General features: G+C 73.3%; 20 protein-coding genes and 1 tRNA gene. 17 read left to right on the top strand and 4 right to left on the bottom strand.

Going from position 1 to position 23,055, the window contains the following annotated elements; genetic code table 11:
* Window positions 1-317: 317 nt before the first annotated feature.
* A complete protein-coding gene (locus tag AB0D67_RS19055) occupies window positions 318-2,192 on the bottom strand; it encodes an acyl-CoA dehydrogenase family protein (RefSeq protein ID WP_362936815.1) in 1,875 nt (624 codons plus the stop codon).
* A 95-nt stretch (window positions 2,193-2,287) separates the two neighbouring features.
* Complete coding sequence (locus AB0D67_RS19050; RefSeq protein WP_362936812.1) at window positions 2,288-2,998, bottom strand: methyltransferase; 711 nt, start codon at window positions 2,996-2,998, stop codon at window positions 2,288-2,290.
* Between the two features lie 446 nt (window positions 2,999-3,444).
* On the opposite strand from AB0D67_RS19050, the gene AB0D67_RS19045 reads away from it, so the two are divergent.
* The 5 genes from AB0D67_RS19045 (at window position 3,445) to AB0D67_RS19025 (ending at window position 12,525) form a co-directional block, all read left to right on the top strand.
* Window positions 3,445-5,730, top strand: a complete 2,286-nt coding sequence (locus AB0D67_RS19045) for an AAA family ATPase (RefSeq protein ID WP_362936809.1) — start codon at window positions 3,445-3,447, stop codon at window positions 5,728-5,730.
* Window positions 5,731-5,807: 77 nt separating this feature from the next.
* Entirely contained in the window at window positions 5,808-7,877 is a 2,070-nt protein-coding gene (locus tag AB0D67_RS19040) for a LuxR family transcriptional regulator (protein WP_362936806.1), read from the top strand.
* Between the two features lie 480 nt (window positions 7,878-8,357).
* Window positions 8,358-10,664 carry a hypothetical protein gene (locus AB0D67_RS19035; RefSeq protein WP_362936803.1) on the top strand — a complete coding sequence of 769 codons (2,307 nt, stop codon included), beginning with the start codon at window positions 8,358-8,360 and terminating at the stop codon, window positions 10,662-10,664.
* A 363-nt stretch (window positions 10,665-11,027) separates the two neighbouring features.
* Window positions 11,028-11,615 (top strand): RNA polymerase sigma factor, encoded by a 588-nt coding sequence (locus AB0D67_RS19030; protein WP_362936800.1) that lies wholly within the window; start codon window positions 11,028-11,030, stop codon window positions 11,613-11,615.
* Window positions 11,602-12,525 (top strand): hypothetical protein, encoded by a 924-nt coding sequence (locus AB0D67_RS19025; RefSeq protein ID WP_362936797.1) that lies wholly within the window; start codon window positions 11,602-11,604, stop codon window positions 12,523-12,525. Before AB0D67_RS19030 ends, AB0D67_RS19025 begins: the two co-directional genes overlap by 14 nt.
* A gap of 199 nt (window positions 12,526-12,724) precedes the next feature.
* Here AB0D67_RS19025 and AB0D67_RS19020 read toward each other — a convergent pair whose 3' ends face one another.
* Window positions 12,725-13,744 (bottom strand): adenosine deaminase, encoded by a 1,020-nt coding sequence (locus AB0D67_RS19020; protein WP_362936794.1) that lies wholly within the window; start codon window positions 13,742-13,744, stop codon window positions 12,725-12,727.
* Between the two features lie 196 nt (window positions 13,745-13,940).
* On the opposite strand from AB0D67_RS19020, the gene AB0D67_RS19015 reads away from it, so the two are divergent.
* Window positions 13,941-14,231 carry a hypothetical protein gene (locus tag AB0D67_RS19015; RefSeq protein WP_362936791.1) on the top strand — a complete coding sequence of 97 codons (291 nt, stop codon included), beginning with the start codon at window positions 13,941-13,943 and terminating at the stop codon, window positions 14,229-14,231.
* Window positions 14,232-14,397: 166 nt separating this feature from the next.
* Here the strand turns inward: AB0D67_RS19015 and AB0D67_RS19010 are convergent, their stop codons facing one another.
* A complete protein-coding gene (locus AB0D67_RS19010; RefSeq protein WP_362936788.1) occupies window positions 14,398-15,603 on the bottom strand; it encodes a pyridoxal phosphate-dependent aminotransferase in 1,206 nt (401 codons plus the stop codon).
* A 302-nt stretch (window positions 15,604-15,905) separates the two neighbouring features.
* On the opposite strand from AB0D67_RS19010, the gene AB0D67_RS19005 reads away from it, so the two are divergent.
* The 11 genes from AB0D67_RS19005 to AB0D67_RS18955 form a co-directional block, all read left to right on the top strand.
* Window positions 15,906-15,978, top strand: a tRNA-Trp gene (locus tag AB0D67_RS19005).
* Window positions 15,979-16,055: 77 nt separating this feature from the next.
* Window positions 16,056-16,304 (top strand): preprotein translocase subunit SecE, encoded by a 249-nt coding sequence (gene secE / locus AB0D67_RS19000; protein ID WP_362936785.1) that lies wholly within the window; start codon window positions 16,056-16,058, stop codon window positions 16,302-16,304.
* 77 nt (window positions 16,305-16,381) lie between these two features.
* Window positions 16,382-17,152, top strand: coding sequence for a transcription termination/antitermination protein NusG (gene nusG, locus AB0D67_RS18995; protein ID WP_362936782.1), 771 nt, complete (start codon window positions 16,382-16,384; stop codon window positions 17,150-17,152).
* A gap of 117 nt (window positions 17,153-17,269) precedes the next feature.
* Entirely contained in the window at window positions 17,270-17,701 is a 432-nt protein-coding gene (gene rplK / locus AB0D67_RS18990) for a 50S ribosomal protein L11 (protein WP_362936779.1), read from the top strand.
* A 167-nt stretch (window positions 17,702-17,868) separates the two neighbouring features.
* Entirely contained in the window at window positions 17,869-18,582 is a 714-nt protein-coding gene (gene rplA / locus AB0D67_RS18985) for a 50S ribosomal protein L1 (RefSeq protein WP_362936776.1), read from the top strand.
* Window positions 18,583-18,780: 198 nt separating this feature from the next.
* Window positions 18,781-19,632 carry a DUF1396 domain-containing protein gene (locus AB0D67_RS18980; protein WP_362936773.1) on the top strand — a complete coding sequence of 284 codons (852 nt, stop codon included), beginning with the start codon at window positions 18,781-18,783 and terminating at the stop codon, window positions 19,630-19,632.
* A 446-nt stretch (window positions 19,633-20,078) separates the two neighbouring features.
* A complete protein-coding gene (rplJ, locus tag AB0D67_RS18975; RefSeq protein ID WP_362936770.1) occupies window positions 20,079-20,603 on the top strand; it encodes a 50S ribosomal protein L10 in 525 nt (174 codons plus the stop codon).
* 82 nt (window positions 20,604-20,685) lie between these two features.
* Window positions 20,686-21,081, top strand: a complete 396-nt coding sequence (rplL, locus tag AB0D67_RS18970; RefSeq protein ID WP_362936767.1) for a 50S ribosomal protein L7/L12 — start codon at window positions 20,686-20,688, stop codon at window positions 21,079-21,081.
* A gap of 302 nt (window positions 21,082-21,383) precedes the next feature.
* Window positions 21,384-21,884 (top strand): hypothetical protein, encoded by a 501-nt coding sequence (locus AB0D67_RS18965; protein WP_362937115.1) that lies wholly within the window; start codon window positions 21,384-21,386, stop codon window positions 21,882-21,884.
* Entirely contained in the window at window positions 21,881-22,396 is a 516-nt protein-coding gene (locus AB0D67_RS18960) for a hypothetical protein (protein WP_362936764.1), read from the top strand. The genes AB0D67_RS18965 and AB0D67_RS18960 overlap by 4 nt, the downstream gene beginning before the upstream one ends.
* A 445-nt stretch (window positions 22,397-22,841) precedes the next feature.
* The coding region (locus AB0D67_RS18955; protein WP_362936761.1) for a hypothetical protein at window positions 22,842-23,055 on the top strand (214 nt) is incomplete at its 3' end.

The raw sequence follows: 23,055 nt of genomic DNA, 5'->3' as shown, positions 1-23,055 counted from the left end.
GCCGAAGGCCGTGCCGGAGACTCAGCCGCCGCGTCGGACGAACGGGCCAGAGAGCTGAGCGCGGGCGGACCAGTCATCGCTGGTCGACGCCGGCTTCTAGGAGTTGATCCACATACGGCCACCGTACGGCGGGCCCGCCGTACGGTGCAATCCATTTATCGCGGCGGCCCGGGATGCGACGGCCCGGGACCGGTCCGGGGCCGGGACGCCGTCCCCCGGGCCGGTCCGGGGAACGGCTCCGATCTCCCCTGATCTCCTCCGGCCTCCGCGGTCCGACGTCCCCGGTGATCCCCGGCGGCCGGTGCTCCCGGTGGCCTTCAGCGGATCGGCCGGTGCAGGTTCTCCGCGGACGACGGGCCCGGCTCGGCGGACGCGATCCACGGGCCCTCGATCGAGGGGTCGAGGATCCCCTCCTCCAGGAACGTGTAGCGGTCCTCCAGCACCCGCGCGGCCAGCCGCGCGTCACGGGAGTCGGTGTTGTCCCACAGCCGGTCGAACAGCGCGTCGGCGCGGAGCCGCGCCTGGTGGCAGAAGGCGTCGGCGAGCTCGACGGCCCTGACGCCCAGGTCGGCGGCGTCCTCCCGGGCCCGGACGCACGTCGCGGTGATCGCGAACAGCTCGGCGCCGATGTCCACGATCCGGCCCAGGAAGCCCTGCCGGTGCTCCAGCCTCCCCTGCCAGCGGGACATGCCGTAGAAGGTGGACCGGGCCAGCCGGCGGCTCGTCCGCTCCACGTAGCGCAGGTGCGCGGCCAGCGGCCCGAACTCCGCGTAGGAGCCGGGGACGCTGCCCGGACCCGTGACCAGCGTCGGCAGCCACCGCGCGTAGAACCCGCCCGCCTTCGCCGCGGCGCGGAGCCGCGCCGCCGTGTCCAGGGACGGATCGATCAGCCCGCCGGCGGCCGACAGGTGGGCGTCCACCGCCTCGCGGGCGATCAGCAGGTGCATGATCTCGGTGGAGCCCTCGAAGATCCGGTTGATCCGCAGGTCGCGGAGCAGCTGCTCGGCCGGGACGCCGCGCTCGCCCCGCGCGGCCAGCGACTCGGCCGTCTCGTAGCCGCGTCCGCCGCGGATCTGGACCAGCTCGTCGGCCACCCGCCAGGCCATCTCCGAGGCGTACAGCTTGGCCAGCGCCGCCTCGATCCGGATGTCGTTGCGCGCGTCGTCGGCCAGCCGGCACGACAGGTTCGTCACCGCCTCCAGGGCGTAGGCCGTGGCCGCGATGAAGCCGATCTTGGTGGCGACCGCCTCGTGCCCGCCGATCGGCCGGCCCCACTGCACCCGCGCCTCGCTCCACTCCCTGGAGATCTTGACCGCCCACTTGGCGATCCCGGCGCAGACGGCGGGCAGGGAGAGCCGCCCGGTGTTGAGCGTGGTCAGCGCGATCTTCAGGCCCTGGCCCTCCCGGCCGATAAGGTTGGCCGCCGGGACGCGTACCCGGTGGAACCTGGTCACACCGTTCTCGATGCCTCGCAGGCCCATGAAGGCGTTGCGCCGCTCGACCGTGATCCCGGGGGTGTCGGCCTCGACGACGAACGCGGAGATCCCCCGCTCGGTGCGGGCCATCACGACCAGCAGGCTCGCGACGACCCCGTTGGTCGTCCACAGCTTCACGCCGTCCAGCACGTAGTCGTCGCCGTCCCGCTCGGCCGTGGTGGCGAGCCGCGCCGGATCGGAGCCGACGTCGGGCTCGGTCAGCAGGAACGCCGACACCTCGCCCTTCGCGCAGCGGGGCAGGAAGGCCCGCTTCTGCTCCTCGGTGCCGAACTGCTTGAGCGGCTTGGGCACCCCGATCGACTGGTGCGCCGACAGCAGCGTGCCGAGTGCCGGGTTGCAGGACCCGGCGAGCATCAGCGCCCGGCCGTAGTCGAGGTGGCTCAGCCCGAGCCCGCCGTACCGTTCCTCGATGGTGATCCCGAACGCGCCGAGCTGCGCGAGATCCTTGATCACCTCGTCGGGTATCCGGGCGGTCCGCTCGATCAGCGCCGGATCCACCCGTGTCTCTAGGAAACGCCGCAGGGCGTGCAGGAACCGCTCGCCCTTCTCGGACTCGGCCTCCGGCGGGACCGGCGCCGGATGGACCAGATCGAGGCGGAAGTCGCCCAGGAAGAGCTGCCTGCCGAAGCTGGGCCGGGTCCACTCCTTCTCCCGGGCCTGCTCGGCCACCTCACGTGCCTTGGCGTAATCGGTCATGCTGACCTCCTCGGACGCGGATGCTTCGAGGTTACGCCCCGGTAACAGAGCGGAGAAAGACCAGGTCACCCTGTGGCGGGCCCGGCCGGGTCGTCCTACCGCGGCACGCGGGCGACGCAGAAGACCGTCTGCCCGAAGGGCGGGCGGATGAAGCGCTCGATGAAGCGGGTGGTGGGCACCACCGTGCGGTCGTAGATCTTCACCAGCCGGGGGTCGGGGTAGCCCACGCCGCCGCGGCGGACCGCGGCCCACCAGGCGATGCCGCCGAGGAAATTGATCGGCTTGAGCACGTCGATGTCCAGGCCCGCCCGGGAGACCGTGCTGCGCAGGGTGGAGGGGGTGTAGCGGGTGACGTGGCCGACCTTGCGGTCGAAGTCTCCGTAGAGCTGCATGTAACCCGGGACCCAGATGACGATCCGCCCGCCGGGGGCGGTCACCGCGGCCAGGGAGCGGAGCGCCTCGACGTCCTCCTCGATGTGCTCCAGGACGTTCATCATCACGACGGTGTCGACCTTCTCACCGATCGGGATGTCGGTCGGCAGGCCGAACTTCAGCACGTCGATGTCGTCGCGGCCGGCGAAGCGCTTCTTGAGCTGCTCCACGCAGTAGGGGTCGAAGTCGCTGACCACCAGGCGGTCGAGCCGGGGCAGGAACTGCTCGGCGAAGTGCCCGAGGCCGGAACCGATCTCCAGCATGGACCGGCCCACGTGCGGGGCGACCATGTCGAACTCGTACTGCCGGTAGTTCCTGGCCTCGTCCCCACCCAGGTGGTTCTCCAGGGCCTCGTCGCCGGCCGCGGGTTGCACTACGCGGTCATACCCAGACATGAGGTTCCGTCCAGCTCGATCACTCAGGAGCCGCGGCACCGGTCTGGGGCACGCGGCCATGGACAGCCTCAGAGTCTAGTGGCCGTCGCCCGGGGCGGCCTCGCGAACGGGCCGCGACCTCCCGGACGCGCACCCCTGCCCGGCTTCCGCATCCCCGGGCCCCCGTCTCCGCCCGGCTTCCGCATCCCCGGGTGCGGGTCCCCGAGCGGCTCCCGCTCCGGGCGCACGGCTCCGGCCGGGTTCCCGCGCGACCACCCGTCACCCGGCCCGTCACCCGGCTCGTCACTCGGCTCGTCACCCGGCCCGGCCGCGGTTCGCCCGGCGGCGGGACCGTGCTCCTGGTACGGTTCCCTGCGTCCCGGGCGGGCAGGGGGCCCTGCCCGCCGTCCACCTCGGCCAGGGAGGCGAAAAGCCCGTTCCCTCCGGTGAGCGGAGGAGTCACGGAAACCACCTTCGTCGGCCGTCACGCCGAGACGGAACAGGTGACCCGCCTGGTACGGCGGGCCCGCCTGGTCACGCTCACCGGGCCGGGCGGCGTGGGGAAGACCCGGCTGGCACGCCGTGTGGCCGGGCTGATCGGGGCGGAGATCCCCGGCGGCTTCCGGATCGCGGACCTGTCCTCGCTGACCTATCCGTACGAGCTGCCACGGGCCGTCGCCGCCGTCTTGGGCCTCGTGCCGGGCGACGGGCCCGCCGCGCCGGCCGACGAGTTCGCCGCGCCGGGGCCGGAGGCGCTCGCCGCGCGGCTGGACCCCCGCGGGTCGCTGCTCGTGTTCGACACCTGCGAGCACCTGGCAGAGCCGGTGGCCCTCCTGGCGGTCGCCCTGCTGGAGGCCGCGCCGCGCCTGCGCGTGCTCGCCACCTCCCGCCGGCCGCTGGGCCCGCCGGGCGAGCACGTCTACCCCGTCCCGCCGATGCGGACCGAGGACGCGGTGGCCCTGCTACGCGACCGCGCGGCCATCGGCGGCCCCGCCCCGGCGCCCTTCCCCGTTCCCGGCCCCGGCTCCGATCCCGGCACCGGTCCCGCCCCGGGCCCACGCTCCGGCCCGAACCCGGGCCTGGACCCGGACCCGGACGGGCTGGCCGCGCTCTGCGAGCGGCTCGACCGGATCCCGCTGGCCGTCGAGCTGGCCGCCGTACGGCTGAGCGCCATGTCGTCCGCGTTCTCGCCCGCGCTGCTCGCACGGCCCCTGGACGACCGCCACACCGGGCCGCCCCGCGGCGACGGCCCGGTACGGCACCGGTCGATGCACGCGGCCGTGGGCCGGAGTCACGAGCTGTGCGATCCGATCGAGCGACTGCTGTGGGCTCGGCTGTCCGTCTTCCGAGGCGGATTCGACCTGGAGGTGGCCGAGCGGGTCTGCGCGGGCGGGCCGCTCCCGGCCGGGGCGGTGCTCGACGCGCTGACCGGGCTGGCCGACCAGTCTCTCGTGCGGCGGGAGGAGCACCCGGCCGGGACGCGGCTGAGCATGCTGGACACCGTCCGGGAGTTCGGCGCCGAATGGCTGCTTCGGCTGGGGGAGACCGATGAGGTCGGGGGCCGTCACCGTGACCACTACCTTCACCTGGCCGGGCGCTGCGCCGAGGAGTGGCCCGCGGGGCAGGCCGAGTGGGCCGGGCGGATGCGTGCCGAGCGGCACAACCTCCGCGCGGCGCTCGACCTGTGCCTGGCCGATCCCGCGCGGTCGCGGGCCGGTGCGGCGCTGGCCGGCTCCCTGTGGTTCCTGTGGATCTGCTGCGACCTGCCGGACGAGGGCCGCCACTGCCTGGACGCGGCGCTTCGGGCGCACGCCGAACCCGGCCCGGAGCGGTTCCGCGTCCTGTGGGCCCGGGCGTGGGTGGCCCTGCGCCAGGGGCGACCGGAGACCGCCGGACGGCTGCTCGACCGGCTGCGCGCGGAGGACCGCGACGGTCGTGCCACCGGTCACGCGCTCCATGCCGAGGGGCTGATCGCCCTGGCGCGTCGCGAGTTCACCCGTGCCGCCGGGCTGTTCCGCCGGGCCGCGGACCGGCAGGCGGCCGGCGGGATGTCCCCGGGGCCACCGGCCTGCCACGCGCTGGCCGCCCTGAGCCTGCTGGCCGCCGGCCGTACGGCGGAGGCCGCGGAGACCCTGGCCCGGGACCGGCGGCCGCGTGACGACCCCGGCGGGGAATGGGGCCGCGTCCACACGGAGTACGCCCTGGCCTGGATCGAGCGGACAGGGAACCGCGGCCGTACGGCGGCGCGCCACGCACGGGCGGCGCTGGCCGGGGCGTGGCGGCTGGGGGACCCGCTCCTGACGGCGGCCTGCCTCGAACTGGTCGCCTGGACGGTCACCGCCCCGCCGGGCGTGATGGGAGAAGCGCCGGGGACGGCCGGGAACGCGGCGGGCACGACGGGCGCGACGGACGCCGATGGCGGGCGGCCGGGAGACGCCGACCCGGGCGTGCCGGCCGGGAACACGGGGGCGGAGGCCGCCGGCGGGCGCGTGGCGGCCGGGCTGCTGGGAGCGGCCCGGTCCGCCCGGTCCGTCCGCGACCTCGGCGGCTCCCGGGAGTCACCGGAGTCGCCGGCGGCCTGCCGGCCGATCGACGCCATGATCCGCCGGTGGGCCGTGTCGGAGGCCGTCCGGGCGCTCGGCGGTGCAGGATTCGACACCCGATTCACCGAGGGAATGGCCTTTGAACTGGGCTTCGCCGTCGAATATGCGCTGGGGGAGAAGAATCCGTAACCGTCGCCGCCGGCTCGGGTCGGCTCCGCCGCCGCTTCCGTGGTTGGCTTGCCACCTCACGCGGGGGGTGCGAAGCGGTGGGGGAGACGCGCACGCGCCGGGGGAACGTCCCGGCGGAGATCAGCAGCCTCGTCGGGCGGCGCGAGGAGCTCGGGGAGATCGCCGCGCTGGTGGCCCGGTCGCCGCTGGTGACCCTCACCGGCGCCGCCGGGGTGGGCAAGACCAGGCTCGCGCTCAGGGCGGCCGGTGTGCTCGGCGGCTCCTTTCCCGGCGGGGCGTGGTTCGCCGAGCTGTCGGCCGAGCAGAACGGCGCACTCGTCGGTCATCGGGTCGCCGCGGCCCTCGGCCTGCCCGAGCAGGCGGCCCGGCCCCAGGCCGAGGTGCTGGCCGACTTCCTCGCCGACCGGCGGATGCTGCTGGTCCTGGACACCTGCGACCACCTGGCCGGCGCCTGCGCGGAGCTGCTGCACGTGGTCCTGGCCCGGGCCCCGCACGTCCGGGTGATCGCCACCTGTCGCCGCCCGCTCGGTGTGCCCGGTGAGCGGGTCCTGCGGGTCGGGCCCCTGGACGCGAGCGGCCCCGGTTCCGACGCGGTGCGGCTGCTCACCGAGCGGGCCCGCGCGGCGGTGCCCGGCATCACCCTCGACGAGGCGGAGGCGACCCGGATCTGCCGGCTGCTGGACGGCGTCCCGCTCGCCATCGAACTCGCCGCCCGGCGGCTGCGGGCGCTGTCGGCCCGGCAGGTCGCCGAACGGCTGGACGACCGCCTCGGGCTGCTCACCGGCGGCGGCCCCGCGCCGTTCGGGCGGCATCGGACGCTGCGCACCGCGGTCGGCTGGAGCCACGAACTGTGCTCCCCCATCGAGCGCCTGCTCTGGGCCCGGTTGTCGGTGTTCCCCGGAGAGTTCGGCGCCGGTGACGCGCGTGCGGTGTGCGGCGACGAGGCGCTCGCCGACCCGCCGCTGGCCCGGCTGGCGGAGGCCTCCCTGCTGGAGACCAGGGGAGGCCGTTACCGGATGCTCGGCATGACCCGCGACTACGGCGGGGAATGGCTGCGCCGCCTGGGTGAGGAGGACGTCCTCCTCCGCCGCCACCGCGACCACTACCTCGCCGCCGCGCGTCGTGCCGGAGCCGAGTGGTACGGCCCGCGCCAGCGGGAATGGGCCGTCTGGGCCCACAGGGAACTGCCCAACCTGCGGGCGGCCCTCGACCGCGGTGACGAGCCCGACCTGCCCGGCGCGCTCTGGTTCGCCTGGTGCTGCCTCGGCCTGGCCGGTCCGGGCCGCCGTTACCTCGACCGCTCGCTGCTCCGTCACACCCGGCCGGGGCCGGCGCGGACCCTGGCCCTGTGGGCGCGGGCGCAGACGGCCCTCACCGCCGGCGACGCGGCGGCCGCCCACGCCGGAGCCGCGGAGGCGTACGAGGCCGCGACGGCCGGGGACGACCCGGACATCGCGGGGCGGGCGCTGCAGTGCGCCGCGGCGGCCGCCCTCGCCCTCGGCGACCCGGGGGAGGCCGGACGCCTCGCGGTCGCGGCGTTCGAACTGCTCGGGCGGGCCGCCCGGGACGTCCGGGACGACATCGGTCTCGCTCTCGCCGAGGTGACGCTCGCCCGGATCCTGTGCGCGCAGGGGGCGTTCGACCGGGCGGTGGCGATACTCGACCGGCGGGCGCGCCGCGCCGTGCGCGGTGAGCTGTGGACGCGCGCGGAGGGCGAGCAGGTGCGCTCGCTGGCCGAACTGGGCCGGGGGGACGCCGACGCGGCCGAGACCTGTGCGCGGACGGCGCTCGACGCCAGGTGGCGCCTGGGCGACGGGACCGGCGCCGCCCTGGCGATGGAGCAGCTCGCCGCGGTGGCGGCGCGCCGCGGTGACGGGCGGCGGGCCGCCTGGCTGCTGGGGGCGTCCCGGCGGGCGCGGGAGGACTCGGGCACCGCGGCGAACGGCGGGCCGGTCCACGGCACGCCAGGCTTCGCCGTCGGGTGGGAGCGGACGGAGCGGAAGGCCCGGGCGCTCGCGGGGGACGCCGCGCACGACCGGGCGTTCGCCCGGGGGCTGGCCACGGCCCCGGAGACCGCCGTGGCGCTGATCCGGAAGGTCGGAGACGGCGTGCACCCGCCCACCGGACGCGCCTCCTCCCGAGCCTGACCTCCGGTCCCGATCTCCCGGCCCCGATCCTTCCGGTCCCGATCTCCCGGCTCCGATCCTTCCGGGACTGATCTCCCGGCCCCGATCTCCCGGGGCCGACCCTCCTGGGGCTGATCCTCCCGGGACTGATCTCCCGGCTCCGATCCTCTCGAACCAGGTGCTTTTCGGCCCTGGCCCGACCCTTCCCGTGTCCGAGCCTCGCCGACCTTCGCCGACCCTGGCCGGCCTCCCCGAACCCGACCTCCCCTGGGTTCCCCGTTCAGGGCCGTCGGATCCGGCGGGCCGTCGCCCTGGTCCGGCAAAAGGGATGTTTCCGTAATTTCCCTACGCGTGGGGGGAAGTTCGGCCTCGGTGCGGCGGTGAGATTTGCGCCGCAGGAGAAGGAAACCCCCACCGGAAAGGGGCCTGAGACCCGGTCCGTGACCCTGACGGGATGCGATGCCTGAACGACGCACGTTCAGCAGGAGGGAGCGCGAACCGGTGGAACCCCATCCATGGTGGCGAGGGAACCTGCCCGCGGAACCGAACGGTTTCGTCGGACGCCAGGCCGAGGTCACGAAAGCGCTGAAACTCCTGGCCGAAACCTCATCGGTCACGCTCACCGGCGCGGCGGGCGTCGGCAAGACGCGGATCGCCCTCAGGGCCGCGGCGGAGTGCCGGGACTTCCACCGGGACGGCGCCTGGCTGGTGGAACTGTCAGGCGAACGCGACGGCGGCCTGCTCCCGCACGCCGTCGCGGCCGTCATGGGCATGCCCGAGCGGTCGGCCCGGCCGCAGGACGACCTGCTCGTCGAGTTCCTGGCGAGCAAACACCTCCTGCTGGTCCTCGACTCCTGCGACCGGCTCGCCACCGCCTGCCGCGGGCTCGCCGCCCGCATCCGGGCCGAGGCGCCGGGCGTGCGCCTCCTGCTCACCTCCCGGCAGCCGCTCGGACTGCCGCACGAGGCGGTGCTTCCCGTGGAACCGTTCCGTCCCCCGATCCCGCGGGCCCCGGCTTCGAGACCCCCCGCCTCGTGGGCCTTCGCCCCGTGGACTTCGGACCCGTGGCCCCCGGCGCGGCGGAACCCGGACCCGTACCCGGCCGAGGCCGCGACCGACGAGGCGCTCCGGGTCTTCCTCGACCGGGCCGAGGCGGTGGCGCCCGGCATGGTGACGGGCGAGGCGGAGATCGGGGCCGCCGAGCGGATCTGCCGGCTGCTCGGAGGCGTCCCGCTCGCCCTGGAACTCGCCGCCGGGCAGCTCCTGGCGGCCCCGCCTCGCATCGGCTCCCTCCCCGCGAACCCACGTCCGACCGGCCCGGCCACTCCGTCCCGCACCGGCTCCCTCCCTGCGGCTCCGCGCTCCACCGGCCCGGACGCTCGGCCTCTTCCCGGCCCCGCTCCCACCGGCCCGGCCGCTTCGCCTTCCACCGCGTCTCTTCCGGCGGGACCTGTGGAGTGGCTCGCCGACCGGCTGGAGGAGCGGTTCGATTCCCGATCGGCCGTCCAGCCGCCCTTCTTCCGACCCCAGCGGCTGCGCGCCGTGATCGACTGGAGTCACGAGTCTTGCTCCCCGGCCGAACGGCTGCTCTGGGCCCGCCTGTCTGTCTTCGCCGGGCCCATCGACCCGGAGTCCGCCCGGTGGGTGTGCGGCGACGAACGTCTCACCGACGTGCCGGACCTGCTGACCGGCCTCGCGGCCAAGGGACTGCTCACCCCGGTCCCCGGCGGCTACCGGCAGCCGGAACCGGTCAGGGAGTACGGCGCGGAACGCCTGGCCCGGCTCGGGGAGGAGGACCGCACGGTCCGGCGGCACCGCCACCACCACCTCGGCCTGGCCCGTCGCGCCGAAGCCGGATGGTACGGCCCGGCGCAGGAGGAGTGGGCCGCCCGCCTGCGGTTCTCGCTGCCCGACCTGCGCCGCGTGCTCGGCTCACCGTCCGATCCGCTGTCCGCCGAGCTCGCCGGGGCCCTGTGGATCGTCTGGCACTGCCTGGGCCGGCTGAACGAGGGCCGCCGCCACCTGGGATGGGCGATCGCCGCCGCGCCGGTGGCCGACCCCGGCCTGCCCCGGCTCCTGTGGGCCGACGCGTGCGTGGCCGCCGCCCAGGGAGATTCGGAGCGCGCCCACCGCAGGGCCGAGACGGCGCTGTCGGCCGCCCGCGACTGGTCCGACCACGCGGCCGCGGGGCACGCCCGCCTGGCACTGGCCTGCCAGGCGCTGCTCACCGGCGCCCTCGGCGAGGTACGGCCCGCCGTACGGCGGGCCCGCGAGCATTTCCATCGTGCCGGGGTGATGACCGTCGGCGAGCCGCTCGCCCTGGTGGTCGCGGCGATCGCGGACACCTGGCGCGGTGAGTTCGCCCGGGCGGTCACCGTGCTGGAGGAGGCCGGGCGGCTGTGCGAGGCCCGCGGCGAGCTCTGGGCCCGCGCCCAGTGCGATCACGTGCTGTCCATCGCCCGGCTCGGCCTCGGCGAGGCCGACGAGGCGGCGCGGGCGGCCGGACGGTCGCTCGCCGCCCGGTGGCGTCTGCGCGACACGGCGGGCGCGGCGGAGACCCTGGGCCAGCTCGCGGTGATCGCCTCGATCCAGGGCGACGCCCGCCGTACGGCCCGCCTCCAGGGGGCCGAGAAGCGGATGCGCGGCCTGTCCGGGGCGCGCGGATCCGGCCGGGAGAGCGTGTGCGAGCCCGGGACGGTCGCCGAGAGGACGGCCCGGCAACTCCTCGGTGACGACGCCTACGACGCCGCCTTCGCCGAGGGGTACGACGACGACCCCGGCTCCGCGGTGCTCCACGCCCTCGGCTGAGGCTCCGGAACGATCGGCGTGTGCCCGTGTGCCCGTGTGCCCGTGTGCCCGTGGACGTCCGCGGGGCGCATGTCCTCGGCTGTCCTCGGCTGAGGGTTCACCACTGAGGATTAGCCACGAGCCTGAGGGCCTCCGCGTGCCCGCGGGCTTCTTCCACGCGCCCGGGGGTTCGCACCGCGTCCGTTCCGGGTCGTTCGCCGGAATCCCGGTTCTCCCGTATTCGAGGCACGGCGTCCGTTCCGAGCGGCTCGCCGGAATCCCGGTTCTCCCGCACCCGGGGTTCTCCCGCACTCGGAGACTCCGCATGTCCCGGTGGTTCTCCGGGTCCGGGGCTTCCCGGGGACGCCGCGATGCGGTGGAATCTTGGGGCCCGCCCCGATCCCGGGGCGGCGCCCCCGAAGGAGCCCCCCGACGGACGACGACGAGGCGATCGCCCGTTCCCTGGACGGCGACCTTGCGGCCTACGAGGTCCTGGTCGCCCGCTACAGCGCGCTCGCGCACCGCACGGCGGCGATGCTCGGGGCCGGCGACGAGGCCGAGGACGTCGTCCAGGAGGCGTTCGTCAAGGCGTACCGCCACCTGGGCGGTTTCCGGCGCGACGCGCCGTTCCGCCCCTGGCTGCTGCGGATCGTGGCCAACGAGACCCACGACCTGACCCGTTCCCGGGGCCGTCGCGCGGAGCTGACCGCACGGGTCACCGAGCTCGACCCGCCGGGCGCGGCGCAGAGCTCCGAGGACGCGGCCGTCGCCACCGACCGGCGCACCCGCCTCCTCGGCCTGGTACGCACGCTTCCGGAACGGGAACGTCAGGCCGTCGTCTGCCGGTACTTCCTGCAGCTGTCCGAGGCCGAGACCGCGCAGGTGCTCGGGCTGCCGGTCGGCACCGTCAAGTCCCGGACCTCCCGGGGCCTGCGCCGGCTGCGCGAGGAGGTGGACCGTGACCTCACCTGACGACGCCCAGCGGGGCGTCCCGCCCGAGGGCGCCGGAGCCGGTGGCCGCGTGCCGGCCGATGACGGTCCCTCCCGGGCCGCCAGGCCCGGTGCCCCCGATGGCGTCGGTGGCGTCGAGGCCGCGCTCCTGGCCCTGGGAGAGGTCCTGGAGACATCCGCGCCGCCCCCGGCCGAGGTGGCGGCGGCCGTACGGGCCCGGCTCGAAGCCGCCGGGGAGGGCCGTCCCGCCGGGGCGCCGACCGGCGCGGGGTCGCGCCCGGAGCCGCCCGCCCGCCGTGGGGCGCGACGCGCGCAGGCACGGCGCGGCGACGGCCGGGGGCCGGGGCGCGTCACCCGGCGGCGCGCGGCCGTCGCGGTCGCGGTCGCCGTCGCCCTCCTCCTGGGGGTCACCCCGGCGGGGCAGGCGGCGGTCGCCCGGGTCCTGCGGTTCGCCGGGATCGAGCTGCGCGTCGGCGGCCCCGGTCCGCTGCCCGCCGGAGTGGCCGCGCCGCTGCCGGGGGAGCGGCGGGTCACGCTGGAGGAGGCCCGGCGGCAGGCGGCCTTCCCCGTCTCGGTCCCCGCCGGGCTGGAGGAACCCGCCGACGTACGGGTCGCCGACGGCGGGCGGGTGGTGTCGCTGCTCTGGCCGGGTGTCCGGCTGGACGAGTACGACGGGGTGCTCCAGGTGGTCTTCCGCAAGGAACTGGGACCGCCCTGGCCCGAGCAGGTGACGGTCGGAGCCTCGCAGGGATGGTGGATCCCGGGCCCGCACGGCCTGGTCTACCTGCCCCGCACGGCGGTCGGCGAGGCACCCGCTCGTCCCCGCCGGGCGGACCCGACCCTCATCTGGCAGAAGGGGCGGACGGGCCTGCGCCTGGAGGGGGTCGCGGACCTCCGGCGGGCCCTGGAGATCGCCAGGTCGGCCCGCTGAGCCCATCGAGTCCGCCGGGTCCGCCGGGTCCGCCGGGTCCGCCGGGTCCACTGAGCCCATCGAGCCCGCCGGGGCCGCCGAGCCCTCCGGCCCGGGGCCTCGCCGACCGGCCGGATCCGCTCGGATCCCGGAGCCCGCCGTGGCCCGCCGCGGCCCGCCCGGGACCTTCGCCCCGCCCCGCCGGGTCCCGCCGTACGGCTCAGGCCGGGGACGCCAGCCAGTCGTCGATCTCCGCGAGGAGGTCCCGGCGCACGTGCTCCGGGGCCGCCGACGCCCTGACGGACTGCCGGGCCAGCTCGGCGAGCTCCGCGTCGGTGAAGCCGTACACCTCCCTGGCCAGCTCGTACTGGCGCAGCAGCCGCGAGCCGAACAGCAGGGGGTCGTCGGCGCCCAGCGCGATCGACACGCCCGCGTCGAACAGCCGCCGCAGCGGCACGTCCTCGGCCCGCTCGGCCACGCCGAGCCCGACGTTGGAGGACGGGCAGACCTCGCAGGTGATCCCCCGCTCCGCCAGGCGCTCCATGAGCCGCTCGGACTCGGCCGCCCGCACACCGTGTCCGACCCGGTCGGCGCCCAGCAGGTCGACGCACTCGGCCACGCTGCCGGAGCCCAGCAGCTCCCCGCCGTGCGGCAGGGACAGCAGCCCGGCCCGCTTGGCGAGCCGGAACGCCCCGTCGAAGTCGCGGGCCCGGCCCCGGCGCTCATCGTTGGACAGGCCGAACCCGACCACGCCCTGGTCCATGTGACGGGAGGCGAGCCGGGCGAGCGTCTTGGCGTCGAGGGGGTGACGGGTGCGGTTGGCGGCCACCACGACGGCCACGCCGATCCCCGCGTGCCCGGCGGCCTTGCGCGCGGCGTCGAGCATCAGCTCCAGGGTCGGGGTGAGGCCGCCGAACCGGTGGGCGTATCCCGACGGGTCCACCTGGATCTCCAGCCAGCGCGACCCCTCCGCCGCCTCGTCCTCGGCGGCCTCCCGCAGCAGCCGGTAGACGTCGTCCTCCCGCTGGAGGACCGACCGGGCGATGTCGTACAGCCGCTGGAAGCGGAACCAGCCGCGCTCGTCGGTCGCCCGCAGCTTCGGAGGCCAGTCCCTGACCAGCGCGTCCGGCAGGTGCAGGCCCTGCTCGCGGGCCAGCTCCACCAGGGTGGTGTGCCGCATCGAGCCGGTGAAGTGCAGGTGGAGATGGGCCTTGGGCAGTGCGCGCAGGGGACGTGCCATTTCCATATGGTGCCCTACCCGCGGCGCTCCCGCGCACTGTACGTCGGGACGGCCCGCGACGGGAGACAGCAGGGACGATTGGGGCTCCAGGGAAAGACGGATTTCACCATGCGGTTACTCTACGCCTATTTATGCTTACTTTACGTTATGGAGGGCCGGGCCGCAGACGGCGGCCCCGCACGCGCAGGAGGCACCCATGAGACGCGTGACCACCACACTCGGCGTCCTCGCCGCGGCCGCGGCGCTCGCGCTGACCGTCTCCCACCCCGCCCAGGCGGCCCAGGGAGCGCTGATCGTCAACGGAGCGGTCTACTACGACCCCAGCGGCTGCTACGGCTCCGACGTCTTCCCGCTCGACGTCAACAACCAGAGCGACGGCTACGCCTACATCTGGAACGGCCCCTACTGCACTGGGGATGTCGTCCTCGTCCTGAGCCCGGACACCGCCGCCGTCGTGGAGGAGGGGGTCAGCGTTTCCGTCGAGTGAGCCCGGCCCGGCCGCGGGGACGCGCCTCCCCGCGGCCGGACGGCCGGTGCCCCGGGCAGGGCCGCCGGCCGGGCGTCCCGCGGCGGGGCCGGCCACCGTACGGCCGGCGCGCCCCCGGGTGAGGGGGCGGCGCGGGCCGGGCCCGGCCCGCCGAGGATCCGTACGGCTAGCGCGCCTGGGTGAGGAACTTGGCGATCCGGCTGACGCCCTCGGCGAGGTCGTCGTCGCCGAGCGCGTAGGACAGCCGGAAGTAGCCCGGGGTGCCGAACGCCTCGCCGGGCACGAGCGCGACCTCGGCCTCCTCCAGGATCAGCTCGGCGAGCTCGGCGGACGTCTGCGGACGCCGGCCGCCGAAGTCCCGGCCCAGCAGCTCCTTGACCGACGGGTACGCGTAGAAGGCGCCCTTGGGCTCCGGGCAGACCACGCCGGGGATGTCGTTCAGCATGCGGACCATGGTCCTGCGGCGGCGGTCGAACGCCTCGCGCATCTCCGCCACGGCCGCCAGGTCGCCGGAGACGGCCGCCAGCGCGGCGGCCTGGGCCACGTTGGAGACGTTGGAGGTGGCGTGCGACTGCAGGTTTGTCGCGGCCTTGACGACGTCCTTGGGCCCGATCAGCCAGCCGACCCGCCAGCCGGTCATCGCGTAGGTCTTGGCGACGCCGTTCAGGACGACGACCCTGTCGCCGAGCTCGGGGACGGCGGCGGCGATGCTCACGAAGCTCGCGTCGCCGTACGTCAGGTGCTCGTAGATCTCGTCGGTGACGACCCACAGGTCGTGCTCGGCGGCCCACCGGCCGATCGCCTCGACCTGCTCGGGGCTGTGGACGGCCCCGGTCGGGTTGGACGGCGAGACGAACAGCAGGACCTTGGTCCGGTCGGTGCGGGACGCCTCCAGCTGCTCGACGCTCGCGAGGTATCCCGTGGTCTCGTCGGTCACGACGTCGACCTGGACGCCGCCCGCCAGCTTGATCGCCTCGGGGTAGGTCGTCCAGTACGGCGCGACGACCAGGACCTCGTCGCCCGGGTCGAGCAGCGTGGCGAACGCCTCGTAGACCGCCTGCTTGCCGCCGTTCGTGATCAGCACCTGGGCCGCCTCGACCCGGTAGCCGGAGTCGCGGAGCGTCTTGTCGGCGACGGCCTGCTTCAGCTCGGGAAGGCCGCCGGCCGGGGTGTACTTGTGGAACCGGGGGTTCCGGCACGCCTCGACGGCCGCCTCGACGATGTAACCGGGAGTCGGGAAGTCCGGCTCGCCCGCGCCGAAGCCGATGACCGGGCGGCCCGCCGCCTTCATGGCCTTGGCCTTGGCGTCCACGGCGAGCGTGGCGGACTCGGAGATCGCGGAGATGCGCGCTGAGATGCGAGGACGGGTCATGGCTCCATGGTTACAGAACCGTGGCCCGCCTCCCGACGCCCATCCATGATGTGGACGCGGCCCGCGCCGGACCGGGCGGATTCGCGGGGGCTGAAATCGTACGGCTCCGCCCGGGGCGGGGCGGAGAGCGACCCGGCGGGTGGAAAGGAGGCGTGACCAGGACGATCGTCCCCCGGTTCGACGTACGGGCCATTCACCCGTAGACTCCGGCATGGTCTTACCGCCTTCCGCGTGAATCGGCGGTCAAGACCGTGAGCCACGGACAAACTTCGGTCCAACCGATGTATGGTGGTTCATGTCTTAGGGCACTAGCGCAATTGGTAGCGCACCGGTCTCCAAAACCGGCGGTTGGGGGTTCGAGTCCCTCGTGCCCTGCGAGGAGCGGTCCGCGCATCAGGGCGTCTAGCGCGCCGCAGACATGCGTTGGACACGACGGATTTCGGGTGAGGACTGTGGCGATCGACACGCGCGGCGAAACCGCAGACAAGCCGAGCGGTGAGAAGAAGGCCAAGCGTACTTCTCCTGCCCTTTTCTACCGACAGGTCATCGCTGAGCTGCGCAAGGTCATCTGGCCCACGCGCAAGGAGCTCATCTCTTACACCGTCATCGTCCTGGTCTTTGTTCTGATCATGGTCGCGATCGTGGCCGGTTTCGACGCGATCCTCACCGAGGGCGTGCTGCGGATCTTCGGCGGAGCCTGATCCGCCTCCGGGTGCGTTCGTCACCGCGTCGTACCGCGGTAAGTCAATAGCCATCGACGGAAAGAGAATGAGTCACCGTGTCCGAGTCTTCACAGACGGCCGGCGAGCACCCCGAGGAGCGGGTGAGCGAGCCGGAAGAGGCCGTCGACGTCGAGGCGAGCTCGCCGGTCGAGCCCGCCGAGTCTGACGTCGAGGCCGACACCGAGGCCGAGGAGGCCCCGGCCGGCGCCGTCGACGAGGACGGAGACGTCCTTCCCGACGTCGACCCGGTCGAGGAGTTCAAGCGCGAGCTGCGGGGCCAGTACGGCGAGTGGTACGTCATCCACTCCTACGCCGGCTACGAGAACCGCGTGAAGTCCAACATCGAGACCCGCACGCAGTCCCTCAACATGGAGGATTACATCTTCCAGGTCGAGGTGCCGACCCATCACGTGACCGAGGTCAAGAGCGGCAAGCGTCAGCTCGTCAAGGAGCGGGTGCTGCCCGGCTACGTCCTCGTCCGGATGGAGCTCACCGACGAGTCATGGTCCGCGGTGCGCAACACCCCCGGCGTGACCGGCTTCGTCGGCCTGTCCAACAAGCCGAGCCCCTTGAGCATCGACGAGGTCGCCAAGCTGCTCGCGCCCGAGCCGTCCGAGGAGACCAAGAAGACGACCGCCAAGGCCGCCGCCGCGACCGTCGACTTCGAGGTCGGCGAGTCCGTCACGGTCATGGACGGCCCCTTCGCGACACTTCCCGCGACGGTCAGCGAGATCAGCGTCGAGTCGCAGAAGCTCAAGGTGCTGGTGTCGATCTTCGGCCGCGAGACCCCGGTTGAGCTGTCGTTCAACCAGGTCTCGAAGATCTGACCGGTTCACATACACTAAGTCGTTCGGTGGCCGTGTCCGCGAAGCACGGCCCGCCGACATGCTCCCGCACGCTCTGCGCGGGAGCCGCGTCAACCTGAAGAGGACCCGGAGAAAACCATGCCTCCTAAGAAGAAGATCGCGGCACTGGTCAAGGTCCAGCTTCCCGCTGGCCAGGCCACGCCCGCCCCGCCGGTCGGTACCGCCCTCGGTCCGCACGGCGTCAACATCATGGACTTCGTGAAGCAGTACAACGCTGCCACCGAGGCCCAGCGCGGCAACATCATCCCCGTTGAGATCACCATCTTCGAGGACCGCAGCTTCACCTTCGTCACGAAGACGCCCCCGGCGCCTGAGCTGATCAAGAAGGCCGCCGGTGTGGCCAAGGGCTCGGCCGTCCCGCAGAAGGACAAGGTCGGCAAGCTGACCCGCGACCAGCTGCGCGAGATCGCCCAGACCAAGATGCAGGACCTCAACGCCAACGACATCGAGGCGGCCGAGAAGATCATCGCCGGCACCGCCCGGTCGATGGGCATCACGATCGCCGACTAGTCACGGCGAGCCGGGCGTGAGCGGGCGCGGACCGAGGAGGTCCGGCGGTCCCGCGGAAGTCCCGGAGGCGGGCGCGGCCGACGTCGCGCCGGCACCACAATCTCGAAGCAAGTGGAGGGGCCAGGCGCTGGCCCGTACCACGGACACTCGGATCCAGGAGTGAGCAAGTGAAGCGCAGCAAGGGTTACCGCAACGCAGCGGCCCAGATCGACCGCGAGAACCTCTACAGCCCCGCCGAGGCGGTCAAGCTGGCCAAGGAGACGAGCGTCTCCAAGTTCGACGCGACCGTCGAGGTCGCGCTGCGGCTGGGCGTCGACCCCCGCAAGGCCGACCAGATGGTCCGCGGCACCGTCAACCTCCCGCACGGCACCGGTAAGACCGCCCGGGTCCTGGTCTTCGCGACCGGTGACCGTGCCGAGGAGGCCCGCGCCGCGGGCGCCGACATCGTGGGCGCCGACGAGCTGATCGACGAGGTCGCCAAGGGCCGTCTCGACTTCGACGCGGTCGTCGCCACGCCCGACCTCATGGGCAAGGTCGGCCGCCTGGGCCGCGTGCTCGGCCCGCGTGGCCTGATGCCGAACCCCAAGACCGGCACCGTCACCCCGGCCGTCGGCAAGGCCGTCACCGACATCAAGGGCGGCAAGATCGAGTTCCGGGTCGACCGGCACTCGAACCTGCACTTCATCATCGGCAAGGTGTCGTTCACCGAGCGTCAGCTCGTCGAGAACTACGCCGCCGCCCTTGATGAGGTGCTGCGTCTCAAGCCGTCCGCGGCCAAGGGCCGCTACGTCAAGAAGGTCGCCTTCACCACGTCCATGGGCCCCGGCATCCCCGTCGACCCGAACGTGACGCGGGTGGCGGCCGCCGACGCCGACGCCTGACGGCGATCACCTCTCCGAACGCGCGAACCCGCGTGGATCCCCGCTGCGGCGGGGATCCACGCGGACCTGGGGCCTCAACCGAATCGGCCATTCGGTTGAGGCCCTTCGTGTTTCCTTCGTTCCTCCGGACGACGCGGACGACAGGTTCGCCGCGTAATGTCGAGGGCAGTTGAGGGGGAAACGAAGGGGTGATGATTAATGCGCCGATATGCTCCCGCAGTCGCACTGGGCGCGGCCGCGCTGGTCACGATCACGGGATGCGGTGCGCAGAGCGCCGGATCCGGTGGGACGAGTGCCGCCTCCCTCGGGAACATCAAGCTGGCCGCCGCCGACGCGGTGCTGCAGAGCGCGCGGCAGGCGGAGGAGGCCACCTCCTACACCGCCGATCTGGTGGCCGAGACCACCGGCGGTGACCACGGGGCGGGCAAGATCCAGGGCACCGTGCGGTACCAGAGCAAGCCCGCTCTCGCCGCGGACGTCACGCTGAACACGATCACCTTCGGCGGGCAGAACGTCCCCGGCGGGGTGCGCGCGGTCCTCACCGGCGACTCGGTCTACGTGAAGTCGGATGCCCTGCGGCAGTTCGCCGACACGACCAAGCCGTGGGCCAAGGTCTCGCTCACCGATCTCGAATCCGGCGAGCAGGCCAAGATCCGTGACTTCATGACCCAGGCCCAGCAGTTCGACCTGGCCGGGACGGTCAAGATGCTCACGACGTCCGAGGACGTCAAGGCGGTGGGCACCGAGACGGTCGGCGGAGTGGAGACCACCCACTACAGCGGCACCTTCCCGGTGGACAAGGCCGCCCAGGCGGCCGACCCGGCCAGGCGCGAGCAGCTCCAGCGCCAGCTCGCACAGGTCAAGGACGTGAAGTTCGACCTGTGGGCCGACGCTCAGAGCCTGCCCCGCAAGGTCACGCTGAGCGGCTCGGAGCAGGGCACCACGTTCAACGCGACGGCGCTCTTCAAGAACTTCAACGAGCCCGTGCAGATCGCGGCTCCCCCCGCCGAGCAGGTGGAGGAGCTGCGCGGGCGCACCGGCGGCAACTGACGCCCCCGCCCGGCTCGACCGGCCTCTCGTACGGCCCGTGCCCCGGACCCCTGTGGTCCGGGGCACGGGCCGTACGGCTTCGAGGGCGGGCGTCGATCCGCGGGCCTGTGCGCGCCGTACGGGCCCGGCGGCGCCGTGCGGATCCGGGCGCGCCGCCGTACGTCCGGCAGGGCCCGGAGAACCGGGGAGGGCGCCGGGGGCGGACACGGTTCGTACGGCGATTTGGCGCACGCCCCGGCAGGGCGTATGCTGTCCGTGCCGAAGACCGCCGGTCGTCGTCATGCCTCATGGTGTGGCGACCCAAGGATCCACGTCGTGGACGGCCCGCGTAGGTGTCTAGTGAGTTTCCATTGGGAAAATGTCTTCCTTATGTGAGCCCCGTGCGCCTGCGCCGGGGCTTGTTCTTTTCTCGGGCCTTTGCCGGCGGCACATCTGGAAGGAGGCCCATGGCGAAGGCGGAGAAGGCGACGGCCGTAGCCGAGCTCAAGAGCAGCTTCGAAGGCTCGAGCGCCGCCGTTCTGACCGAGTACCGCGGTCTCACCGTCGCGCAGCTCAAGGAGCTGCGCGTCTCTCTCGGTGAGAATGCGAAGTTCGCCGTGGTGAAGAACACGCTGACCAAGATCGCGGCCAACGAGGCCGGGATCAACCAGCTCGACGGCCTGCTCGCGGGCCCGTCGGCGATCGCGTTCGTCAAGGGCGACGTGGTCGAGGCTGCCAAGAGTCTGCGTGACTTCGCCAAGGCCAATCCCCTCCTGGTCATCAAGGGCGGTGTCGTCGACGGCAAGTCGATGACGCCGGACGAGATCAGCAAGCTTGCCGACCTTGAGTCGCGTGAGGTTCTCCTCGCGAAGCTGGCCGGTGCTCTGAAGGCCAAGCAGGGCCACGCGGCCGCTGTCTTCAGCGCGCTGCCCACCAACATGGCTCAGCTGGCCGAGGCCCTGCGCGCGAAGCGCGCGGAGGCGGGCGAGTAGGTCCGCGCAAGCGGCCCGGGGGATTAGCGCACACGAACCGCGGTCCCAGTTCTTAAGTTCTTAGATCCATACGGAGGAAACCATGGCGAAGCTCACCACCGACGAGCTGCTCGACGCTTTCAAGGAGATGACCCTCCTTGAGCTGTCCGACTTCGTGAAGCTCTTCGAGGAGACCTTCGACGTCAAGGCTGCCGCCCCGGTCGCCGTCGCGGCCGCCCCGGCCGCCGGTGGCGCCGGCGGTGCCGCCGAGGAGGCCGAGGAGCAGGACGAGTTCGACGTCATCCTCGAGGCCGCCGGCGACAAGAAGATCCAGGTCATCAAGGAGATCCGCGCCCTGACCAGCCTGGGCCTGAAGGAGGCCAAGGACCTCGTGGACGGCGCTCCCAAGCCCGTCTTCGACGGCAAGGTCAACAAGGAGCAGGCTGAGAAGGCCAAGGCCGCCCTTGAGGGCGCCGGCGCCACCGTGACCGTCAAGTAAGACCGTCACGTAAGCAGTATCACCGCGAGAAGAGCGGGTCCACCAGGTGCCGGTGGCCCGCTCTTTTCGTGTCTCCGGGCCCTTCCCGGCCCTTCCCGGCCCGTCCCGCCTTCCGCTCCCGGGTGCTTCCCCCGGTTCCCCCGCTCCGTCGCCTTCTCCGCCCTCCCCGGAGCGGGGAAAGACCGATGGCCGTCGCCGCGGGCGGGTTATGATCCGCCCGACGGGGCTCACCGGCCCGGTGGCCCGCGCCGTACGGCCGCCGGCTCGCGTCACGCGGGCCGGGAGGGGAGGATGCGGTGCCGATGGACGCCTCCCGGCGTCGCGTCCCGGGGCCCGTCGGCCTCGTGCTGGGCGCGCTGGTCCTGGTGCTGCTGGGGGCCGCCCTGTGGGCGGGCATGGGCCTGCGGGAGGCCCGGGCGGCGGCCGATGACCGCGAGGCGGCGCTCAGGGCGGCGGGGGAGCACGCCATGGCCCTGATGTCGGTCGGGTACCAGAACGTCGACGCCGACATGCGACGCGTCCTCGGCACCTCGACGGGGCAGGCGCGGGCGGAGTACGTCCGCGACGCCGCCGCCCTGCGGGAGACCACGGTCGGGGACAGGCTCCTGCGGACCGGGGCGCTGCGCGCCTCCGGGCTCGTCTCGCTGCGGGGGGACACGGCCGAGGCGCTGGTCGTCGGCGACGCGGTGGTCCGGGGGGAGGGGAGCGAGAGCGCCCCCCGGGAGCAGTTCTACCGGTGGCGGATGCAGCTGACCAGGGCCTCGGGAGGCTGGCTCGTGTCGAAGGTGGAGCAGGTCTCATGAGGGGTGGATCCCGGACGGTCGCCGCGACGCTGGGCGCCGTCGCGCTCGTGCTCGCGGCGGTGACCTGGGTCATGTACGGCGAGCTGAGCCGGCTGCGCCAGGAGGAGGCCGACGGCCGCGAGGCGCTGGCGGCGGCGCGCCTGGCCGCCCCCGACATGCTCTCGTACGACTACCGCACGATCGAGCAGGACTTCACGCGGGCGGCGGGATACACCACGGGCGGCCTCACCGAGCACTACCGTCAGCTCGCCAAGTCACTGGCCCCGCAGGTCAGGCAGGAACGCACGGTCCAGCAGGTGACGGTCGCGGGCGCGGCGGTGGAGTCGGCGCGGGCCGGCCGGGTGGACGTGCTGCTGTTCACGAACGTCGGCACGGTCAGGACCCCGTCGGGCGAGAGCGAGCCGCGGCGGCAGGTCGTCCAGAACCGTGCCCGGTTCGGCATGGTGAAGCAGGGTTCGCGCTGGCTGGTGGCGGAGCTGTCCACCCTGCTCGGCACCCCTCCTCCCGCCTGACCGGCGTGGCGCGTCGGTCAATTGTCGGCAAAATTCATGTTTGAGTTCGGTGCCAGGCGGGGTAGATGAGCCACGGTAGTGTCGATCGTCGGCCCGGCATGGGCTAGCGTTCGAGCCGTCGTGTGACTGAGCGTTAGCCTCGGCGGGTCGTCGGGTATCGTCCTGGGGCCGATGGTGACGCGTGGTTCGCGACGGGAAGAACTCCCGGCGTCTTGGCCGTTCCTCGGCTGAAATGTCAGCTCGCGGGCTTGACGTTTCGGCGCTGACGGGCGATGCTGCGACCAACGTGGAGCATGCAGCGAGAGTGGACTGGACAGGTGTGTGCCGTTCGGCTACACTGCCCCTTTGCGCTGCCCTTTGACGACCCGCTTCTTTTGGTGCTCCGATGCATGGTCGTCTGGCGTGCGTGTAGTCAGTCCGCCGCGAGCCCTCGGAAGGACATCTGTTGGCAGCCTCGCGCAACGCCTCCGCCGTACCCGCTGGTCCCCGTCGTGTGTCGTTCGCACGCATCCAGGAACCGCTTGAGGTTCCCGACCTTCTCGCCCTGCAGACCGAGTCGTTCGACTGGCTGCTGGGCAACGAGAAGTGGAAGGGGCGGGTCGAGGCGGCTCGCCAGGCCGGGCGCAAGGACGTTCCGGCCCAGTCGGGCCTCGAAGAGA

This window comes from Streptosporangium sp. NPDC048047 (assembly GCF_040653115.1).
Taxonomy (GTDB): domain Bacteria; phylum Actinomycetota; class Actinomycetes; order Streptosporangiales; family Streptosporangiaceae; genus Streptosporangium.
Note: the sequence above shows the minus strand (reverse complement) of the source record. Positions and strands in the feature narration are given on the sequence as shown.